14 protein-coding genes are annotated in these 17,562 nt (G+C 58.4%); 10 read left to right on the forward strand and 4 right to left on the reverse strand.

Features of this window, described 5'->3' with window-relative positions:
* Positions 1–16: 16 nt before the first annotated feature.
* From QFX07_RS01130 to QFX07_RS01145, 4 genes are all read right to left on the reverse strand, one after another.
* Complete coding sequence (locus QFX07_RS01130) at positions 17–1,195, reverse strand: VIT1/CCC1 transporter family protein (protein WP_279740930.1); 1,179 nt, start codon at positions 1,193–1,195, stop codon at positions 17–19.
* A 339-nt stretch (positions 1,196–1,534) separates the two neighbouring features.
* Positions 1,535–2,032 carry a Dps family protein gene (locus QFX07_RS01135; RefSeq protein WP_279740927.1) on the reverse strand — a complete coding sequence of 166 codons (498 nt, stop codon included), beginning with the start codon at positions 2,030–2,032 and terminating at the stop codon, positions 1,535–1,537.
* Positions 2,033–2,342: 310 nt separating this feature from the next.
* The gene (locus QFX07_RS01140) at positions 2,343–2,999 is read right to left on the reverse strand and encodes an HAD family hydrolase (protein WP_279740924.1); all 657 of its coding nucleotides are present in this window, start codon (positions 2,997–2,999) and stop codon (positions 2,343–2,345) included.
* Positions 3,000–3,017: 18 nt separating this feature from the next.
* Positions 3,018–3,701, reverse strand: coding sequence for an NAD(P)-dependent oxidoreductase (locus QFX07_RS01145; protein WP_279740922.1), 684 nt, complete (start codon positions 3,699–3,701; stop codon positions 3,018–3,020).
* 266 nt (positions 3,702–3,967) lie between these two features.
* On the opposite strand from QFX07_RS01145, the gene clpB reads away from it, so the two are divergent.
* The 10 genes from clpB (at position 3,968) to QFX07_RS01195 (ending at position 17,543) form a co-directional block, all read left to right on the forward strand.
* Positions 3,968–6,577 (forward strand): ATP-dependent chaperone ClpB, encoded by a 2,610-nt coding sequence (clpB, locus tag QFX07_RS01150; protein ID WP_279740920.1) that lies wholly within the window; start codon positions 3,968–3,970, stop codon positions 6,575–6,577.
* A 159-nt stretch (positions 6,578–6,736) separates the two neighbouring features.
* Positions 6,737–7,705, forward strand: a complete 969-nt coding sequence (locus QFX07_RS01155; protein WP_279754748.1) for a Sir2 family NAD-dependent protein deacetylase — start codon at positions 6,737–6,739, stop codon at positions 7,703–7,705.
* A 177-nt stretch (positions 7,706–7,882) separates the two neighbouring features.
* The gene (locus QFX07_RS01160; RefSeq protein WP_279754750.1) at positions 7,883–9,100 is read left to right on the forward strand and encodes an excalibur calcium-binding domain-containing protein; all 1,218 of its coding nucleotides are present in this window, start codon (positions 7,883–7,885) and stop codon (positions 9,098–9,100) included.
* A gap of 319 nt (positions 9,101–9,419) precedes the next feature.
* Positions 9,420–10,442, forward strand: coding sequence for an excalibur calcium-binding domain-containing protein (locus tag QFX07_RS01165; protein ID WP_279754751.1), 1,023 nt, complete (start codon positions 9,420–9,422; stop codon positions 10,440–10,442).
* A gap of 314 nt (positions 10,443–10,756) precedes the next feature.
* Positions 10,757–11,491 carry a DUF4956 domain-containing protein gene (locus tag QFX07_RS01170; RefSeq protein WP_279754752.1) on the forward strand — a complete coding sequence of 245 codons (735 nt, stop codon included), beginning with the start codon at positions 10,757–10,759 and terminating at the stop codon, positions 11,489–11,491.
* 115 nt (positions 11,492–11,606) lie between these two features.
* Complete coding sequence (locus tag QFX07_RS01175) at positions 11,607–12,527, forward strand: polyphosphate polymerase domain-containing protein (protein WP_279754754.1); 921 nt, start codon at positions 11,607–11,609, stop codon at positions 12,525–12,527.
* A gap of 256 nt (positions 12,528–12,783) precedes the next feature.
* Positions 12,784–14,400, forward strand: a complete 1,617-nt coding sequence (locus QFX07_RS01180; RefSeq protein ID WP_279754755.1) for a carbohydrate-binding domain-containing protein — start codon at positions 12,784–12,786, stop codon at positions 14,398–14,400.
* 351 nt (positions 14,401–14,751) lie between these two features.
* Positions 14,752–14,961 (forward strand): DUF3073 domain-containing protein, encoded by a 210-nt coding sequence (locus tag QFX07_RS01185; protein ID WP_005504588.1) that lies wholly within the window; start codon positions 14,752–14,754, stop codon positions 14,959–14,961.
* 333 nt (positions 14,962–15,294) lie between these two features.
* Complete coding sequence (locus QFX07_RS01190; RefSeq protein ID WP_279740906.1) at positions 15,295–16,365, forward strand: phosphodiester glycosidase family protein; 1,071 nt, start codon at positions 15,295–15,297, stop codon at positions 16,363–16,365.
* A complete protein-coding gene (locus tag QFX07_RS01195) occupies positions 16,362–17,543 on the forward strand; it encodes a bifunctional glycosyltransferase family 2/GtrA family protein (protein WP_279754756.1) in 1,182 nt (393 codons plus the stop codon). The genes QFX07_RS01190 and QFX07_RS01195 overlap by 4 nt, the downstream gene beginning before the upstream one ends.
* Positions 17,544–17,562 lie beyond the last annotated feature (19 nt).

Raw genomic sequence — 17,562 nt, forward strand, 5'->3', positions numbered from 1 at the left:
ATTGGGGGAGTTGCGACTAGGCAACCGTTGTACCAAATGCCAAACCCAGCAGGTAGGTGACAAACGCCGCGCCGAAACCAATTAGAATCTGACGGATACCGCGCTTGAGCGGGGAAGCACCTGACAGCAGACCCACCACGCCGCCGGTGAAGCCCAGAGCCGCACCCACAAACAGCAGAGACAGCACCATCGCGAACACACCCGAGAAACCGAAAATATAGGGCAGAATCGGGATCAACGCACCCGAAGCGAAGAACGCAAATGACGCAGCGGCGGCACCAATATCGGTGCCCAAAGCCACGTTCTCCTCACGATCCTCATCCTCGCGATGAGACAGTGACGGGTCGCAATCACAATCCAGGTATCCGAAACGCTCCATCGCGCGGTGATGCGCCGCCTCCGGCTCCATACCGCGGGCACGGTAAATAAGCTCCAGCTCGTTCGAATCCAAATCCAAATCGTGTGCAACACGCAGGGTCACCTGGGTTGGCTGGGATGCATCCAGTAGCTCACGCTGAGAACGCACTGACACGAACTCACCCGCCGCCATGGACAGTGCACCCGCCAGCAGGCCCGCGATACCCGAGAGCAGAACCATTGAGCTGGATGCGCCCGAGGCAGTAATACCCATAATCAGCGCCAGATTCGACACCAAACCGTCATTAGCGCCAAAAACCGCCGCACGGAAATTACCCGAAAGCTTCTCGCGACCGTTAGTCGCCAGGGCGCGAATAATCTCCTCGTGAATCGCCTCGTCAGCCGCCATTTCCTCGGTAGCGTCTGGGTCCTCAGCGTAGGGGGATCGGGACTCGGCGCGCTGAGCCATCGCCAGAATAAACACCGAACCAAAGTTCTTTGCCAGGAACTGCAATACCAGAGACTGAATGGACGGGCGCACGTGCACATTTGCGTGCTCACCGAGCATGTCACGCCAATGTTGCTGGTGACGCTTCTCTGCCTTAGCAACCTGCAGAAGGATTTCGCGATCGGTACCCTCTGCACGGCGAGCCAGGTAGCGGTAGATGCGCGCCTCCGACTCCTCATCGGCAAGGTAGCGGCGCCAACGCTTAATCTGCGCGGGGGAGGGGGAGGTGACGGCGCTATGGCGGGTGGTTCGCGAAGCTTCAGTGGTGGCGTTTTCCGGCTGAAGCTTTTCGGTTTCTTCGACGTGCTCGTGCTGGGCGTGCGTGCTCATAGTTCCCTTTCCGCTACTCATGCGGTACGTGTCGGGTTTGCCGGTTAGCAACCCGTTACGCCTTCAAGTCTGTGCGCTCTGTCATGAACAGTGAACCACTCTAGAGCACTCTGAACGGAAAATCTAGGACGGCCTAACCCGATAAACATGTTCGCCTCAACGTACTTTGCTGTACTACGTGGACGAGGAACGATGAGTGAACTCGGTGTATATTTCATGTGAAAAACCGGGCGGGTGCACCCTCCATAAGGAGAGTGCACCCGCCCGGTTTTGTGACTCTAAAAGCTGGCGCCTATATACCTTGCCGCCATAAGTAGGCTGTGGTTTAGACGCTACGACTTAGATGCTGCCTTCGCTGTTTTCCAGGAATGCGCGGATGAACCACTGGAACTTCTCCAGCTCAGCGGTCTGGCCAATCAGCAGATCCTCGGTGACGGGGTCGGACTCGCCTGCGAATGCAATCGCCTTGCGGTGAGCTTCAATCACGCGGGTGTAGACGTCGTTCAGGGCGCGCAGGTGAGCGGCGACGGGTGCGCGGCCAACTGCGTAGTCTTCAACGGTACGCTGTGCGACCAGTGCGCCAGCCAGGCCGTTGGGGGTTGCGCCCAGGGTTGCCATACGCTCTGCGATGGCGTCGACAAAATCGCGGACAGTATCGACCTGGGGGTCAATCATTTCGTGAACGGCGATGAAGCCGGGGCCGGTCACGTTCCAGTGAGCGTGCTTCAGCAGCAGGTGCAGGTCGTTCAGGTCGTGCAGACGTGCCTGGAGAACCTCGGAAATGCCCTTGCCTTCTTCAATGGTCAGGCCGGGTGCGGTGTAGTTTGCGAATGCCATGATGGTCTCCTTCATGATGCTGTGATGCTTGTGCTTCGGTGGGGTTTGTACCCCGCCGAATCATTATTATTGAGTAAATCATTTTAAGGAACTACTGTCAAGGTTATTTTGATTAATTCGTAATAAATCGTCATCTGTGTGTTGCGCCGACCTCAAGCCCTCGCTCAAAAGCCCCTGCTCAAATCCCCACGGCTTACCACCCAGGCATGCGCAAAGGGTAGGATGCACAGTATCTCGTATCGCGCATCCCACCCTTTATGGTGAAGCCTATTCAGTTTTCTGCAGAGCTTCCAATCTGCGAACCAAGCGGCTACGCCAGCGCGCGCACCGCCTCTAGGGTCAGTTCCTCATGTTTGAGGTGCACGGTGCCCAGCTCTGCTGGAACCTCCAGTTCACCCGGCACAACAATGACACGCATACCCGCCGCGGCCGCACTGCGCACACCCGAAGGCGAATCCTCAAGAGCCACGCACTGTGTCGGATTAACACCCAGGCGCTCGGCCGCCAAAAGATAAGGTTGCGGGTCCGGCTTGGGGTGTGTGGTTTCATCATTACCAATAACCGCTGAGAACGTACCCTCAGGTGCCGCATTTGCGGTGCGGCGAGCCACGGAGGTGGCTGCATTCGTGACGACTGCCGCCGGAATCTGCGCCTCGCGAACCTCCCAGAGGAAACGCTCAAGACCGGGCAGGAACTCGACCGGCTGGTGTGCCAGGGCATCGTGCACCTTGGTGACGAGTCGCTCGTTGATTTCTTCATCCGGTAGGTTTACACCGCGCTTACGTAGGCGGTCCAGGGTGAACTGCATGGATAGGCCCAGGCAGTCGAGGGTGTCCTGCGCAGTCCAGGCGCCGCCAAATTCTGCAGCGAGAGCAACCTTTGCGGCAGCCCATACGGGTTCGGTATCGACGAGGGTTCCGTCGTGGTCGAAGAGAATGGCGGCGGGAAAGATGTTCGTAGTCGTCATGCCATTAAGCCTACCGGTTTATTTCTGGGGTGAGCGTAGGGCAACGTCCCCAAGTGTCACCAAAAAATCCGTACCTGCGTTCTGGGGGTTCTTGGCGATAGTGAGCAGTGCATCAGCGACGTCCTCACGGGCAATCGTTGGGATGCCTGCAGTTCGCTCGACACTCGCCATGTCATATACCTTCACCCCACCCCTGCCGGGTTTATTGGTCAGCCTGCCCGGATGCGCATGTGAAATATACGGCTGATATTCGGCGACCAGGGCATCCGCCTTAACTCGGTCGGTGAAAATGCCGCGCATGATGACCTTGCATACTAGGCGCATGGGGAGTGATGCGGTCCGTACCGTATCGCCCACGCCGTATGCGCTCATCAGAACACAGTGCTTCACGCCTGCGCCCGCCACCGCCTCCATGATGAGAGGCAGACGATCCTGCATGAACGTGGAGGAGAGAAATTCTCGCACCGTGGCTTTCTGGCCCAAGATGCTAACCATCACGTCCTGCCCGGAGGATGCTACGGCGAGCTGCTCGGCGTCGTCCAGGGCTCCCGGAACGATAGTGAGATTGTGGTGCGCCCCCAAAAGCGCTAGGGCCTTGTTGGGGTTGCGTACGTAGGCGGTGACGGTGTGCCCGTCCTTCAGAGCTTTGCGGGTAAAGAGATAGCCGGTGCGGCCGGTTGCGCCTAGAACCAGTATTTTCATGTGGGTCCCCATTTCTGTCTGTGATTATTGTGGGAACTTGCAAGTACCCAATGTGGTCACTATAACAATAGGGCTTTTGGAAGGAGTTTATGGCTGGAGCCTGTGTTTTCGCCGCTTTATTCGTGCGAAGCGCCCATGGTTATTGCCGAAATTTTAATCTCCAAAACCCCGGTTAACCTATTGCGCAGAATAATTGAGTGTAGTAGACTCAAGTTATGTAATGCAGGGGCACATAGGATAAGCCCCCGAAATACGAAAGGAACATCATGGACAACAAGTTCACCACCAAGAGTCAAGAAGTCATCTCGGCGGCAAATACTAACGCTCAAACCGCCGGCAACCCCACTATTGAAACCGCGCACATCCTCAAGGCCCTCATGGACCAGCGTGAAGGCGTCGCCGTAGCAGTCCTCAAGGCTGCAGGTCTGGATGTGGACGCTATCTCTGAGGCAGCATCCGCTGAAATCAAGAAGCTGCCGAAGGCATCCGGTGCCTCCGTGCAGAACGCTTCCCTCAGCCGTGCCGCGCTCTCTGCTCTGCAGGCGGCACAGACCCGCGCCCAGGGCTTCGGAGATACCTACGTTTCTACCGAAATGATCCTGCTCGGCATTGCCAGCGGAACCGATAGCACTGCAACCGCAATGCACAAGCTCGGCGCTACCGCAGAGCTCATCGCGCGGACCATCCCCAACGTCCGAGGAGACCGCACCGTGGACACCCCCGACCCCGAGGGCACCTTCCAGGCGCTCGAAAAGTACGGCACCGATCTGACCGCCATTGCCCGCGCGGGCAAGCTCGACCCGGTCATCGGTCGTGACTCTGAGATTCGCCGCGTCGTGCAGGTGCTCTCCCGCCGCACCAAGAACAACCCCGTTCTGATTGGTGAGCCCGGCGTCGGTAAGACCGCCGTCGTGGAAGGCCTGGCACAGCGCATGGTTTCCGGCGACGTGCCCGAATCCCTGCGCGGCAAGACCCTCATCAGCCTGGACCTGGGCTCCATGGTCGCAGGCGCAAAGTACCGCGGCGAATTCGAGGAGCGCCTGAAGGCAGTCCTCGAAGAAATCAAGAAGTCCGAGGGTCAGATTGTGACCTTCATCGACGAGATTCACACCGTCGTCGGTGCTGGCGCATCCGAAGGTTCCATGGATGCAGGCAACATGCTCAAGCCCATGCTTGCCCGAGGCGAGTTGCGCCTGATTGGTGCCACCACCCTGGATGAGTACCGCGAGAACATCGAGAAGGACCCCGCCCTGGAGCGCCGCTTCCAGCAGGTGTACGTGGGCGAGCCCAGCGTAGATGACACCATCGGTATTCTGCGTGGCCTGAAGGAACGCTACGAGGCACACCACAAGGTGCAGATTGCTGACTCTGCACTGGTTGCAGCAGCAACCCTGTCCAACCGTTACATTCCCTCCCGTCAGCTGCCGGACAAGGCAATTGATCTGATCGATGAGGCCGCATCCCGCCTGCGCATGGAAATTGACTCCGCACCGGAGGAAATCGACCAGTTGCGCCGCGCCGTGGACCGCCTCACCATGGAGGAACTCGCGCTTGCCGGCGAAACCGATCCCGCATCCGTGGAGCGTCTGGAAGCGTTGCGCAAGGACATGGCAGACAAGAAAGAACAGCTTGACTCCCTCAACGCCCGTTGGGAAGCCGAGAAGGCGAACCTGAACCGCGTGGGTGACCTCAAGACTGAGATTGACGAGCTGCGCTCCCGCGCCGAGGTGGCACAGCGTGAAGGTAACCTTGCTGAGGCATCCCGCCTGCTCTACGGCGAGATTCCCGCAAAGCAAGCCGAACTGGAGGAAGCACAGCGTGCCGAGGACCGCGCTAAGAACGAATCCATGGTCTCCGAAGAGGTCACCGCAGACGATATCGCTGAGGTTATCTCCTCCTGGACCGGTATTCCTGCAGGTCGCATGATGCAGGGCGAATCTGAGAAGCTGCTCGAAATGGAGAAGCGCATCGGTGCCCGCCTGATTGGTCAGGAAGACGCAGTGGTAGCTGTCTCTGACGCTGTCCGCCGCGCCCGTGCTGGCATCTCCGACCCGGATCGCCCGATTGGTTCCTTCCTGTTCCTTGGCCCGACCGGTGTCGGTAAGACTGAGCTGGCTAAGGCACTGGCTGAGTTTCAGTTCGATGACGAGCGTGCCCTGGTACGCATCGACATGAGTGAATACTCTGAGAAGCACACTGTTTCTCGCTTGGTCGGCGCCCCTCCCGGATACGTTGGCCACGAAGAGGGCGGTCAGCTGACCGAGGCTGTACGCCGTCGCCCCTACTCGGTGGTCCTGCTCGACGAGGTTGAAAAGGCACATCCCGAGGTCTTCGACATCCTGCTGCAGGTGCTCGATGACGGCCGCCTGACCGATGGCCAGGGCCGCACCGTGGACTTCCGCAACGTCATCCTGATTCTGACCTCGAACCTCGGTTCGCAGTACCTGGTCAACCAAGACCTGCCCTTCGAAGAGCGCTCCGAGAAGGCGCTGGAGGTTGTGCACCAAGCATTCCGCCCCGAGTTCCTCAACCGACTGGACGACATCATCATGTTCCAGCCGCTGTCGGCTGAGAACCTGGGTCAGATCGTAGGCCTGCAGATCAAGAGCATGGCTAAGCGTCTGGAGGACCGCCGCCTGAGCCTGAACGTCACCCCCGCCGCCCTGGAGTGGCTGGGTAAGACCGGCTACGACCCGGCATTCGGTGCCCGCCCGCTGCGCCGCCTGGTACAGCGCGAGATTGGCGACCGCCTGGCTCGCGGCATCCTCTCCGGTGCTATCCACGACGGCGACACCGTGACCGTGGACGTGAACCCGGACGTTGCCAGCGACGGCCTGTCAGTGACCTCCGAGCGTGAGCAGAAGGCTGAGAACTAAGCTCAACCGGCTGGGTGGACTTAGCCTGTGGCTGAGTTTTGCACATTCGAAACCATAAAAAATAGGCTGTGGGGTACCCTCAAAGGGGGTGCCCCACAGCCGTTTAACGCACTAGAACCGCGCTGAACCGCACTAATACACAGAGCATTGAGGAGAAGAATGGACCGCTGGACTGACCACCAGAACTTCGCCGCCGCCGGTGAGCAACGCGAAGAAATTGCCTCCGTGCACCGTGCCGCAATCCGCTCGATTCAGCGCGTTGTCTCTGAGAACGCCACCCCGCACGACGAAGAATACGTATCCGCGGGTATTGCCGAGCTACTCAAGGCGGGCAAGGTTCTCGTGCTCACCGGCGCGGGAGTGAGCACCGAATCGGGTATCCCCGACTACCGCGGACCCGGCGGCTCCCTGCATGACCACCGCCCCATGACCTACCAGGAATTCCGCTACGATGACGCCGCCCGCCAACGCTACTGGGCGCGCTCCTACGTGGGCTGGCGCCGTATGCGCCGCGCCGAACCGAACCGCGCCCACTATGCGCTCGCCGAGCTGGAACAGCTGGGTGCCGTGAGCGGTGTGATTACGCAGAACGTGGATGGGCTGCACGCCCGTGCTGGAAGCTCTCGCCTACTGGCATTGCACGGCGACCTCTCCCGTATTGTGTGCCTGGACTGCGGGCAGGACGAGAGTCGCGAAAGCCTGGATACACGTCTGGACGCGGCGAACCCCGGCTACCTAGCGCACCTTGAAGATGAAGAGCTACGCGTGAACCCTGACGGTGATGTGGAGCTGGACGACCTCTATATCCGCGATTTTCAGATGGTGCCCTGCCTCGGCTGCAGTTCGACCCGCCTCAAGCCGGATGTGGTGTACTTTGGTGAGTCTGTGCCCGCCGAACGTAAGGTACGCAAGGATGCCATGCTCGCTGAATGTTCGGCGTTGCTGGTGGTGGGCTCCTCGGTTGCGGTCATGAGCAGCTACAAGATTGTGCTGGAGGCTCTGAGCGCCGGCAAGCCGGTCGCTGTCGTTAACGGCGGCCCCGGTCGTGCAGATGCGAAGGCTACCTACCTGTGGCGTACCGGCGTGGGCGAGGCGCTGGAACTCATGCTCGACGCCGTTGATGTTTAAGGTTGCCGAGGTTTAGGCAGCGCTGTTTCTATAGTGAATGCTGTTTCTCCAGCGAATATTACTGCACGTGCAACGACCCAAGGTTAAGTGCACGAAAATGCTATTTTGTGTTGCAAGTAATTGCACATAGCCTCTAGACAGGCGGCTAAACCCACCACGCGGGGATAAAATGATGGGATGGACATTCGACACACTATCACTCGCTTCGGTGCCACCGCCCTGATCGGTTGCGGTCTGGTAGTCACCGCAATCCCCGCAACTTTCGCTCAGAACGGTGAAGAGTCCGTCACCTACGTCTACGCCGACAAGGCGGCCTCCCATATTTCTGAGGTCTGGTACAAGGGCGAAGCCCTGAAGATTACCGGCGAAGGCTTCCTGACCCAGGACGGTACCTCCGGCTCCACCATCGCTATCAAGCTGAACAAGGGTACCGTCAAGATTGACGGCAAGGACTACCTGGAAGTTCAGGCTGATGAGAAGGGCAACTTCTCCGTCTCCATTCCCTGGCAGGACGACCTGGATGAGCGTATCTCCGTGGACGTCTACCTGCTCTCCGGATCCTTGAAGGATAACGACACCGCTCGCGGCGGCAAGGCAGCCACCGTGAAGATTGAGGCTCGTTCCGTTCAGGAAGCAACCCCCTCCGCTACCGCGTCTGCGAGCGCTTCTGCTTCGGCAACCGCTTCCGTGGTGGCTACCCCCTCCGCTTCTGTGGCGCCTTCCGCATCTGCTACCGCCTCGGCTTCTGGTGCTGATGAGGTCATTGCTTCCGTGGATGCAGAGATCAAGGACCGCGTGGATGGGAAGGCTTCTGCGACTGCTTCAGCGAGCCCCTCGGCTACCGCATCGGCTTCCGCTTCTGTGGTGGCTACCCCCTCCGCTTCGGCATCGGCTTCTGCCTCGGCTACTGAGTCGGCTTCTGCCTCGGCTGCTGCTGATAAGAACACATCCGTTGCGAATGATGCAAAGGATCAGTCGGGTGATTCCACTTCCGCTACTGAAAAGGTGACCGCTTCGGCTGAGAGCACTCGCTTCGCGAACTGCTCTGAGGTGGCGGCTGCTGGTCTGGCTCCTATCTCTTCGAGCCACCCGGACTTCCGCAAGCAGTTCGATACTGATAACAACGGTCTGGGCTGCGAGGTTATTAACAGTGAGGTCACTGACGGCGGTTCCTCCTCCAATATTTCTTCGGGTTCTTCTTCCCGCAACTCTGGCGGTCTGGACAACTTGGGTTCTTCCTCCGCTTCGACTAACTACACTTCTAGCCGCGCTCAGCGCTCTTCCCTTGCTAATACCGGTGCTTCCAACGCCTTTACCATTGCTGGTATGGGCCTGGTAGCTCTGGGTCTGGGTGTTGCTGGCGTGTCTGCTGTCCGTAACCGCAAGAACTCCTAAAACTATTGCCGCTACCCGGTGGTGAGTGAGGGTCCCTTCCCCCCCCCCCCCCCGAATGCTTGAGTGTTTGGGTGGAAGGGATTTTCGCGTTTAAACGGGGTGGTTTTTGCTATTGGGTTGTGCTGATGGGGTGGGGTATGTACTTGTTATTCTCTTCAATGTTAGGTTGAGACTTTAGGGGTGTACGACGGTGTAAAAGGCTTATATAGTTCAACCATGCCTTTAAGAAACCTTCAAAAAATATGTTTTGTGAGTTAGGTCATGACAAATTGGCTTCTTGGGGGCCGGTATCCTAAGCTTCGCTCGTTAGAATGGGGGCATGAGCATTCGAAACAACATCGCACGCATCGGCGCCACCGCACTCATCGGCTGTGGCCTCGTTGCTACTTCCGTCCCCGCAACCTTCGCTGTTGAAGGCAAGCCTCAGGTCGTCCACACCTACGCAGACTCTGCACAGTTCATTGCCCCCGACGTATGGGTTGAGGGCGAAGGCCTGAACATTGGCGGCGAAGGCTTCAAGACCGCTGATGGCACCTCCGGTTCTGTTCTGGCACTGAAGCTAAACAAGGGCGCTGTTAAGATTAACGGCCAGGACTACCTGGAAATCCACGCTGATAGCAACGGTAACTTCTCCGTTACCATCCCCTGGCAGGCAGAGCTGCACGGTAGCGTTTCTGTCGACATTTACCTGCTGTCCGGCTCCCTGAAGGACGGCGACGTTCCCCGCGGCGGTAAGGCAGCTACCGTGACCATTAAGGTCGCAGAGCAGCCCGCTCCCGCACCTAGCGAAGAGCCCACCCCGGCTCCTTCCGAGAACCCGACCCCGGCTCCCACTGCTGAGCCGACCACCGAGCCCAGCGCTGAGGCATCCGAGTCTGCATCCTCCAACCCCTCTGCTCCCGCAGTTGAGGACGCTAAGGAAACAAAGCCTGCTGAGGATCAGAAGCCTGCCGAAGAGCAGAAGTCTGACCAGGCTTCCGACTCCTCCGCAAAGGACGAGAAGACCTACAAGTACCAGAACTGTGCTGACGTATGGGCAGATCGTGGTACCTCTATTTTCAAGGGTGATCCGGACTTCCGCGAGAAGTTCGATGCTGATGGCGACGACGAAGGTTGCGAAGAGCAGCCGAACTACGAGAACTCCACCTCTGATCACGTTGGCATGAGCTCCAACTCCAATGACGACCTGGGTTCTGGTTCCTCCAACGCATCCTCCAAGGGCTCTTCTTCCCTGGCTAAGACCGGTGCATCCGATGCGATGACCGCTGCTGGTCTGGGTCTGATTGCTCTGGGTGCTGGTGGCGCGACTATCGTGGCAACCCGTATGCGCAAGAAGGCATAATAACGCTTAGTCGCTAAGTTTTTAGCTACTTTTATGGGCTCCCTCCATATCGGAGGGAGCCCATTTTTTGTGCTTTTTGAAGCTGTGGGATGCTCCATCAAGGACGCGAGAAAAGAGAAAAATTACGATTGAATAGCGCCACGATAAGGGTATTTATTAGAGACATATAACACTTATCTATAAGTTAAGGTGAGCACAGGGTAAACACAGGCTTGCACGGGAATCTAGATACTACAAAGAACGCACAGCTTGGAGCTGAAGAACAGACAGCAAAAAGCGCCGCAAACATCACGACACGACGTCTGGAGCGTCCAATGACTATTTTGACCATGGCGATTGCCGATGCCATAGCCATCGCAGCCCTCTGCACCCTCTACATGGCGCGGCACCGCAACCGCGAACTAATGATTTCTTACGCGGTCATCAACGCCGGCATCTTCACCGTCTCGGTGGCGCTGGTATCTGCCGGCTCGAATGCATCCGCTATGGGCATGGGTCTCTTCGGTGTCTTGTCGATTATCCGATTGCGTTCCACCGCCCTGAGCCAGCGCGAGGTGGGTTACTACTTCGTAGCCCTCTCGGTCGGCATGATCGCCGGTGTGAACATCAGCCCGGCGTACATCGCCTTCGGTCTCATGGCTACCCTGGTCGCCCTGATTGCGATTCTCGACTCGCGTAGCACCCCGGTCTCCACTGAAAAGACTCAGGACGTTACCGCGGATTGTGCGATGAGCGACGAGGAAGAGCTCAAGAACTACCTGAGCGCTCGCCTGGGTTACACCGTCACCTCGGTGAAGATCACCGAGCTGGACATGGTGAACAACCTGACCCGCGCCACCGTCACCTACCAGCCTAAGGAAACCACCGAGGGCGGCACCCCTGCGGCAGTGGAGGCGGCACAGGCTCACGTAGCACCCATCTCGGCAGTAGCTCACCCAGCAGCACCGCAGATGACCGCAACCCGCCAGCCTGTAGCACCCACCGCTGAGGCGCACGCCACGCTGGACACTCGGATGATTCCCCTACAGCGCACCCCGGTAGGTAAGTAAAACCAGCCAGTACAAAAGCCTCCGATTCACTCATACTGCACGACAGCCCTAATACCCCCATCACGACCAGCTACCTCGAACGCACCGAGGCGGCACCCCAGAAGGACGAAGACCCATGACTAACGCAGCCGCAAATATCATCCCCGCCGAGTGGAAGAGTATCAGCCTCGAAGCCATGAACGAGAAGGCAGCCATGCAGACCCGTGTGGACCGCAAGTACATTGTCGAGGCAGAAACCGCAGCCAAGGTACTCTTCACGCTTGACGCAGGAGCCTCCGTCATGGAAATCGATGACCAGCGCGACTTCGCCTACGAATCGGTCTACTTCGACACTCCGCAGATGCAGAGCTACCATTCGGCAGCGTACAGCCGCCCGGACACCTTCAAGATTCGTACCCGTAGCTACCTGGACTCGGAACTGACCTTCCTAGAGGTCAAGACAGACGGTGAGCAGGATATGACCGTCAAGAAGCGTATCCCGTATACCTTCGAGAACCGCGATACGCTCACTGCCGAAGGCCACGAGTACATCACCGCAGCGCTCGGCGATATCCTTGCGGGCCCCGTGCACAAGCTGGAGGCGGTTCTGACCACCGGCTACCGCCGTACCACGGTCTTCCTGCCGCAGAGCGAGAAGAACCCCGTCGCCTCCCGTATGACGGTAGATAACGCCCTGACCTGGACACCTCTGTCTGAGAACATCCTCATGGCGGGCGTGAACTACCGCAACTACCACGGTAACCTGGTTGGCACCACCTACGGCCTGCCGAACGCGGTCATCATTGAAACCAAGTCCGGTGTGGAGCCCTCTGTGGCAGACCAGCATCTTTGGGATGCGGGCATCACCCCCACGAAGATTTCCAAGTTTGCAACCGGTATGGCGGTGCTAAACCCGCAGCTGGCAAGCAACAAGTGGGAAGAAACCATCAAGAATTGGATGCACCTGGAACCGGTCAACGGTACCCGCCTCAACGTGGATGACATGACCGAAGAGGATTACCAGAAGCTGCTGACCGAGGGTTTCGCAGCCGCATAAAACGGCAACCTCGCTAAAACGGCAATGTGGGAGGTGCGGGTAGGGTAGCGCACCTACCTTACCCGCACCTCCAGCCACCAATCCTCTAAACCGCGTATCTAACCCCGAACCAAATACAACACCGGCTTTATCACCCCACACAGGCAATAACCGCTCTCACACATATTCACATTTCACATACGTCTTACCCCTGTGGCGTTGGCTCTACGTGAGTAGTCACCCAAACACAAAGGAAAACCCATGAAAAAAGAGCAATATGATTAAGAGCGCAACCTCCTTGACTCTCCTGTCAGCCCTGGCGTTGAGCGGCTGCTCGGCAAACTTGGCATCGACCGCTAGTGCAGCGAGCGCAACCACTACCTCCGCTTCGAGCACTTCGGACACCACCTCGAAGGTGGCGGACTCCTTCTCTACCGACGTGAAGAGCGGCGAGAAGCTCGTCGAGGACACTCACTACTCTGCAAAGGACGTCACCTGGGATTCCTCCAGCGAAGTTACTATCAATCTTTCTAACCCGACTGCGATCGACGGCGTGACCGTAAGCGACGGCGTCATCACCATCACCAAGGCGGGCAACTACAAGCTCATCGGTACCTACGAGGGCCAGATCAAGGTTGAGGCAGCCGACAGCGACATGGTCCGCCTGGTCCTGAAGAATGCGACGATTACCAATTCCACTGGTGCAGCTATCAATGTGGTTGAGGCGGACGAGGTCGTTATCTACACCGCCTCGGGTACCACCAACACCGTCTCTGACGGCTCCTCCTACGCGGATACCGCCAGCGGTAGCCCCGACGCAGCTATCTACTCCAAGAGTGACCTGACCCTGGCGGGCGAAGGCACCCTGAAGGTTGAAGGTAAGTATGAAGAGGGTATCCACACCTCTGACGGCCTGGTCATTGCCTCCGGTACCCTGGAAGTGAACGCGGCAAACACCGGCATCAAGGGTAAGGATTACGTCGATATCCTGGACGGTACCGTCACCGTAACCGCAAGTCAGGACGGCATCAAGGCAACCAATAATACCGATGGCAACCGTGGCTGGGTACGCCTGAGCGGTGGTACCGTGAACATCTCTGCAGATGATGATGGTTTCAAGGCTGAGCGCGTGCTTGAAATCTCTGGTGGGACCCTGAACATTAACCAGGCGAACGAGGGTATTGAGGGGCAGTACATCAACATCCTGGACGGCACCGTGAACGTGACCAGCTCCGATGACGGTATCAATGCCTCGTACAGTACCACCTCGACCAGCACCGAGTCGGCTTCGACCTCCACCACGCAGACCGCCCAGCGTAACCAGGCTGCACAGGGAAATACGGGACAGGGTAATGCGGCACAGGGTGGTCAGCCCCCGGCTGGCGGTGGCGCAGGCGGCACCTTCGAGGTGGTTGATGCAACCATCAACATCTCCGGCGGTACGGTCACCGTGAACGCGAAGGGCGACGGCATCGATTCCAACGGTACGGCAACCCTCTCCGGTGGCACCGTGATTGTCTACGGCCCCTTCACCGGTGGTAACACCTCCCTGGATACCAATGGCGACCTGCTGCTCAACGGCGCGACCGTGACCGCGGCTAACTCCGGTGACATGTTCGAGGCGCCCTCGACCAACTCCACCAGCGGCTACCTGAAGATTAGCAATGTATCGAACCTGAGCGCCGGCACCACCGTACAGGTGACCGACTCCTCCGGTAACGTGGTGGCGAACTACAAGGTGACTAACTCCAGCACCGCACTGATCGTGGTCTCCAGCTCCAAGATCACTAAGGGCGAGAGCTACACCGTGTACACCACCACCGATAGCGTGGATGTCTCCAGCACCACCCTGGCTTCTAACGCCACCTTGCTGGGCTCCTTCACCGCAAGCTAAACGGCAGGAGTGCCCCTCAAGCCCCGTGCTGGATGTCATGACCGGCACGGTACCTTCTCTGAACCCGGTTTTGTGAGTGAGCCGGTAGGATAGGCACTCGCCCCGCATTGGTTGTAGCGATACGCCCGGTGCGGGGCTCTGTGGCGTCTGGGGTAAAAAGCCGCGGGTGCAAAATAAAACGGTTGTTCCGGTGCGAAGAAGTGCTCTGATACGCAAAATAGGTGCCGCTGAGCGAGACATTCAGGGCTGAAACAGGGTACTCTATAGTGTAGTAAAGACTGTTGAACGATCCGAGAGCGATGCGCTGCACGTGCTGTTCGCCTCGGACAGGATGAAAGAGGGGGTCACGCCATGGGGCGCGGCCGTCAGAAGGCTAAAGCAACAAGGCAGGCTCGGGAGATGAAGTACTTCAGCCCCGAGACCGACTACAGCGCACTCGAGCGCGAGCTCAGCAGCGCGAAGAAAACGAAGTCCTCCGATTCGTCCCGCCGTCGCTATGACGACGAGGACGACTACTCGGCATACGCAGAAAAGTACGCGTCCTACGAGGATGAGGCATAAAGAATACGCGGAATGATTCGGTGCATATCGACCGAGCGTATTTCATAGTTGATGAACCGGCTTGAGACCCCACACGGGGTGCTCAGCCGGTTTTTTCGTGCCCGCAGTTTGTGCGGATGCACCCGGGTGTGTGCGAAGGCAGGCTGCCGACGGGGGGGGGTCTTAACTATGTGGAGCGCAGAGCCAATAAACATGCTTATACATATATGTGCATAAATCTATTTGGTAATAAGGCATAGTTGGTAATAAAAAAGTTTGAAATGAATAATCATGCATAGCTCCTGCACAGCTTAGTCATGACTGGCACAGAGAATAGGCCGGCATTCTAGAGACATGAACAACGAACAGAACATGACTCAGAACATTGACCAGACCACCCAGACCGCGGCAGAACAAGCTAACGCAGTACAAACCGCTGCAGAGCAGAAGCTAGCCAAGAAGAATCTCACTCGTCGAATCTTTATCGGCGGCGGCCTCGGTGCACTCGCAGTAGTCGGCGGCGGTACGGGGTGGGCATACAACCGCTACCTGGCAGAGCACACCGAAATCGAAGACACCACCGCCTACGAGGCGGCTGCAGCCCAGGCAAACGCAAGCGCCTCCGGCTCCGCCACCGCAGACCCCACCGAACTGACTGGCGTGAAGGTCAACGGTCAGAGCCTCACCGCTAACGAAGGCTCTATCACCATCACCTCCAACACCACCGGTAGCGGCTCGGATGTGGTCGTCTCCTTCGTAGCAGACATAAAGCTCGACAACGCGACTCTGCTGCGAAGCGCCTTCGCCAATAACAAGTTCGGCCAGAACATCATCGACACCCCCTCGAACATGGCGGCTGAACACAACGGCATCTGGGCAATCAACGGTGACTACTATGGCTTCCGTACCACCGGCATCGTGATCCGAAACGGTGTTGTCTACCGTGACTCTGGCGCACGTGAAGGCTTCGCCTTCTACCGCGACGGCTCCGTCAAGCTCTACGACGAAACCGCAACCAATGCCCAGACCCTCGTCAACGAGGGTGTGTGGAACACTCTCTCCTTCGGCCCCGCGCTGGTCAAGGACTCCGCAATCGTCGACGGCATCGACAGCGTCGAGGTGGACACCAACTTTGGTAACCACTCCATCCAGGGCAACCAGCCGCGAACCGGTGTAGGTGTGCTCGGCACCAATCACCTGGTCTTCATTGTGGTCGATGGCCGCTCCACCAACTACTCGCGTGGCGTGACGATGCCCGAGTTCGCCCAGATGTTCAAGGACCTCGGCTGCGTGAGCGCCTACAACCTGGACGGTGGTGGCTCCTCCGCCATGGTCTTCAACAATGAGCTGGTCAATCGCCCGCAGGGTGGCACCAAGGAACGTGGCACCAGCGACATCCTCTACATAGCAGGGAGCGCATCGTGATTATCCTGATACCCGCCTATAAACCGGACCAATCACTAGTCCGCTTTTTCCGTGCCCTGCGTGAACAGGATCCGGATACAGAAATTCTCATCATTGACGATGGCTCCGGCAGCACCTATGCGCCAATCTTTACCGAACTGCGTATCGACGGCGTGACCGTGCAGGCCCACCCGGTCAACAAGGGTAAGGGTGCGGCACTGCGCACCGGCATCGACTGGGTGAAAGCAAACCGCCCCGACGAGGTCATCGTCACCGCCGACGCGGACGGCCAGCACCTACCCCGGGACATCTTCCGTGTGGGCGTGCGCACCGAAACCGCAGCGGTGGCAGGCCAGAGGAGCATCATCCTCGGCGTGCGTACCAAGCCCGACCCAAACGCCGGCGAAGAAGGCACCAAGGTGCCGCTACGCTCCAAGATTGGCAACAGCGCAACCGTAGGCTTCTTCGCCCTGGCGACCGGCGCCCGCGTGGCAGACACCCAGACCGGTCTGCGCGGCTTCACCCCGCAGATCCTGGACTGGCTGCTGCAGATCCCCGGCGATAAGTACGAGTACGAGTTCTCCATGCTTCTGCGAGCAACCCGCGCAGACGTGGAGCTGGTGCAGGTACCTATTGTGAAGGTCTACGAGCCGGGCAACCCGACCAGCCACTTTAGGCCTCTGCAGGACTCGGCGCTCATTTACGCGCCGCTGCTTGCCTTCCTGGTTTCGTCTTTCCTGACCGGCTTCCTCGTGGATGCTATCGCCTTCTTCGTCCTGGTGGACATAGGCGTTCCGCTGCTGGCAGCCGTGATTGGTGCCCGCGTCATCTCGGCGCTAACGAATTTCACCGTCAACCGAATGCTTATGCATGACGGAGGTGCATGCCCCTCCGCATCCTCTTCGCTGGTACGTTACACCGTGCTGGCGGTGGGCATCCTCGCAGTCAACGCGGCTCTGATGGAAGCTTTGACCGGTCTGGGGGCGTCCCTGCTGGTCACCAAGATTCTGACCGAACTGATTCTAATCCCGATCAGCTTCGCGGTTCAGCGCCGCTGGGTCTTTCTACCTACCCAGCGTCAGAAAAATACGCGAGAAAAGACTCAAGCAATCGCCACCTCTTCCGGTTTGCGTGCGGTGAGCTACGAGTCGGCTCGCATGGAGGCTGCCGGTATTCGTGCCGGAATGCCCGCCTCCTAGGTAGGTCCCTAGCGGCTAG

Source organism: Rothia similimucilaginosa, assembly GCF_029850985.2.
In the GTDB taxonomy this organism is placed as follows: Bacteria; Actinomycetota; Actinomycetes; order Actinomycetales; family Micrococcaceae; genus Rothia.